The sequence below is a fragment of the uncultured Mucilaginibacter sp. genome (assembly GCF_903913935.1).
Taxonomy (GTDB): Bacteria; Bacteroidota; Bacteroidia; order Sphingobacteriales; family Sphingobacteriaceae; genus Mucilaginibacter.
In genome coordinates this window covers 1-4,057 of the sequence record NZ_CAIWNH010000469.1, presented here as the reverse complement: position 1 = coordinate 4,057, position 4,057 = coordinate 1, and the positions used below count along the sequence as shown (strand labels likewise).

3 protein-coding genes are annotated in these 4,057 nt (G+C 39.4%); 2 read left to right on the top strand and 1 reads right to left on the bottom strand.

Translation table 11 applies throughout. From position 1 onward, the window contains the following. Positions 1 to 606: DUF4249 family protein (locus QZY09_RS18840; RefSeq protein ID WP_295674830.1), on the top strand; the 606-nt coding region annotated here is incomplete at its 5' end. 23 nt (positions 607 to 629) lie between these two features. On the opposite strand, the gene QZY09_RS18835 is transcribed toward QZY09_RS18840, so the two are convergent. Then, entirely contained in the window at positions 630 to 2,843 is a 2,214-nt protein-coding gene (locus tag QZY09_RS18835; RefSeq protein ID WP_295674829.1) for an ATP-binding protein, read from the bottom strand. Positions 2,844 to 3,221: 378 nt separating this feature from the next. On the opposite strand from QZY09_RS18835, the gene QZY09_RS18830 reads away from it, so the two are divergent. After that, the coding region (locus tag QZY09_RS18830; RefSeq protein ID WP_295674828.1) for a flagellar motor protein MotB at positions 3,222 to 4,057 on the top strand (836 nt) is incomplete at its 3' end.

Genomic DNA, 4,057 nt, shown 5'->3' with positions numbered 1-4,057 from the left:
CCGTCAGACAAAGGGGTTTATTATTGTTATGCGAATGACGCATCTTCCAATATTCTCCTTAATTCAACAGCAAAACTAAGCAAAGATGAGGTATATCAAAGCCCGTTAACAACCATTCCATACAGTTCCGAAAAATTGGAAGTTACCTATTCAGTACTTGTCAGGCAATACGCCTTAACCGGCGATGCTTATCAATTTTACCTGAACATCCAGAAAAACACGGAACAGTTGGGAAGTATTTTTGACGCGGAGCCATCGCAGCTTCAAGGTAACATCCATAATATTGCAGACGCCGGCGAGGCCGTTATAGGTTATATATCCATCACTAATGTTCAGTCAAAAAGAATATTTTTAACCAGCGAGATCGTCCCGATAAATACCACGACAAGCTACCCCTACGACTGCGAACAGGATACCGCCTTATACCGTAATAAGCAAGGCTACAATGATGTGCAAAACATTTTAATAAACCAGCCGGTTACAGATCTTCCTACCCGGGCATTATTTACGCCAACAGGCTCTATTTATGGTTTCTTGTACAGTACCCCTGATTGTACAGATTGTACGCTCAGGGGGACAACTAAAGTGCCATCTTTTTGGAAATGATGAGCCCGCACGCTTTTACTGCATTATAAACATTTTATAAATGCTTCCTGCATTTTATCAATTTCAATGGGCTTGTGTAAAAAACTCTTGAACAGGCTGACATGCTCCTCCTTTGTTTCGGCAGTAACGTCGGCGGTTAGGGCAAATATTGGCGTCTTATTATTCATGTTCCCGTTCTGATGAATATTCCAGCTGGCCTCATAGCCATCCATTTCAGGCATGTGTTTATCCATTAAAACAAAATCATACAACTTTAATTTAGATTTTTCTACTGCTTCCACACCATTTTTCGCATGATCCGGGTTCATTTTCCAGTTTGAAAGCAACTTCCGGATCAGCATAGCGTTGATCATATTGTCTTCAGCAAGCAAAACAGTTTTTCCGGTTAATAAGTCAAGCCGTTTTTCAATTACTTTTATTGGGGCTGCGGCTCTTTTTAATTTGAGATCAAAATAAAAAACAGATCCTTTGCCGGTTTGGCTGCTTACATTGATGGTGCTGCCATGCAATTCAACCAGTTTTTTGACAATAGCCAGCCCTAGTCCTGTGCCGCCCTGTTTGCGGGTAGTAATGGTTTGAGGTTGGAAAAAACTATCAAAAATATTCTCCAGGTACTGGCTTTCAATTCCTGTCCCGTTGTCCTGAACTTCAAAAAGTAAGTGATCGAAGCAACCGTCAGTGCCCGACTTTTTAACCGAGATAGTTACCAGCCCGCCTTCAGTGAATTTAATGGCATTGGTTACCAGGTTTCCTATTATCTGGGATGCTTTGGTTTCATCCAGTTCATAGTGGTCATAAACCTCCTGGTCTATGTTCAGGACTAATTGGTTCCCTTTTTCAACGGCCAAACCCTCATAGGTGTTTTTTATATTTCCGAGCAGTTTTTTCAAATCGGCATGTCGCAATTCAAGCTGTGCTTTGCCAGCATCCAGTTTGGTGAAATCAAGGAAATCATTGATGACAAGCAATAAATTGTTGGATGAAAATTTAAGGGTATCAACAAGTTGTTTTTGTTCGTTATTAACTTTATCGCTTAATAACGAGGCAATTGTAATTACCGCGTTTAAGGGCGTCCTGATCTCGTGGCTCATGGTCGACAGGAAATCCTGTTTTACACGCGCCGTTTGTTCAGCAATGTCTTTTTTCTTTATGATCTCTGCTTTTTGAAGCTGTGCCTCTTTTTCATTGGTGGCCATTTGAGTTATCAACTCATAATTTTCAATGATCTTAGGGGTTTGGGTATTAATTACACTGTCTTTTTCTTTATGATATAGCTCCAGGTAATGAAGGGCATTCACAGGGTCGCACTCCAATTTAAATAGCTGGTAGAATAAAAAACAGCATTTGTATTTTACCATTACGATGTTATGCGTCGTACTGAAATCAAGCCCTTTGGTTAATACTTCTTTTGCTTTTTGTAAAAGCCCCATCTGAAGATAAAGGTAACCGAGTTTATGATAGGCCATTCCCTGGCCAAGTGTCTCGCCCATGTCAAGGTGGATATCCATTGCGGCTTTAAAATCAACTTCAGCCTGCTGATAATTTTTCCGGGCCATGTTAACTTTTCCCCTGCCATATAAACTAAAAGCGAGGCCCCTGATGTCGCCGGTTTTTCTTTTAATATTGATAGCCCGCTCAATCAGTTCTGCGGCCTTTTGAATATTGTTGCGTTTAATATATATTCCCGAGAGATTATTGTATGCATTTGACTCCAGGTTTAGATCGCCTGCTTGCTGGCCGGCAGCTATGGCATCTTCATATGTTTTAACCGCGTTTTTTTCGTCGCCAAAATATTCGTAAATCATACCAAGCGATTTATGTGCCCTCGACAAATTATGACAATCATTAAACTTTCTGTATATGGTGATGCAATCTACCAGGTTCACCAACCCTAAATGAAAATTGTTGGTTTTATAATAAACTCCGGCAATATTATACTTAGCATCAGCAATACCTTTTTCGTCATTCAATTCTTTGTAATACCTGATCGCTGCGGTGGCTGTATGCAGGGCATTGTCATAATCACCCATGATCATAGAAAAGAGCGAAATGCGGCTGAGGCTCTTTGCCACAAGTTCCGTATCTTTTAATTTCCTGCTCATTGAAAGCGCTTTTTGCGCATATTCAATACTTCGCTTTAAATTATTGGTACGGCATGCATAGGCCTCGTTGAGGAGCGCTATAATTGGTAACCTGCTTTCCTCAATTTCAGGCGCCATATTAAATGTTATACTCATTGTAATGTAGGATCGGGCGTTTATACGTGTAATTATTACAGTTGTTGCCGTTTTATATCAATTTTTATAATTAGTTAAGCAAAAAATAAATAGTTATATTATATAATAACCCTGTTTTTATAATAGTGTTAACTATTATTTAGCATTGTATTTATTGTGAAAGGGTGATTTGGTTGGTGGTTATTATTTAAAGTTAACTATTCAATTGAGGATTAAGTTTTTGGCTGGCAGGAATCTGGATGTTGATGACGAAATGTTATGTTTTTATGAAGACTATTTCAATGATAATTCAACGTTGAAACTTTAATGGTCCTTTTTTGTTAATACCACCATGCAGCCCATAAATGGTTATGATTGGCTGATAAACTATAAAATGTCATGAAACTTAAATTTTTGTTACCACTGGTACTGCTTGCGGCAGCAATTAGCCAGGGCTGTGTAAGCAATAAAAAGTATGCGGAATTACAAATAAATTACAATCGGTCGTTGGATACCAATAGTAAATTAAAACAAAGCTGGCAAACTACGCAGCAGGAACTTGCTGTTTCAAGAAACCAGGTGGAAAATTTGCAGCAACAAATTGACTTGGCAAAGGCCAATGCAGCTGGTTTACAGGATGCCTTAAACAAATGTTTGGCAGGAAGTAACCAGGGTAATGTAAACATTGCCAAACTTGCTGACCAAATTACCGCTTCTGATAAATACATCCAGCACCTTGTTAATCTCAAAAATAAAAGTGATTCGCTTAATCTGATCCTGACGACGAATCTTACCCGCTCATTAACGTCGGATGAAATGAGAGACGTTAATATTAAAGTATTGAAAGGGGTAGTGTATATATCCCTTTCAGATAATATGCTTTATAAATCAGGTAGTTACCAAATTTCAGATAAGGCTGGGGCAACGCTCAGCAAAATCGCCAAGATCATTAATGATTATGCTACTTATGATGTGCTGATTGAAGGTAATACCGACAATGTACCGATAGCACAAACCAATATCCGCAACAACTGGGATTTGAGTGCGTTAAGGGCATCGTCTGTTGTGCAGGCCCTGCAAAATACCTACAATGTTGATCCCAAACGTTTAACAGCAGGCGGGCGGGGCGAATATAATCCTGTGGCGAACAATAGCAGCGACATGGGTAAATCGCAAAATCGCCGCACCGAGATTATTATCACACCAAAATTAGACCAGTTTATGACGCTTATCGG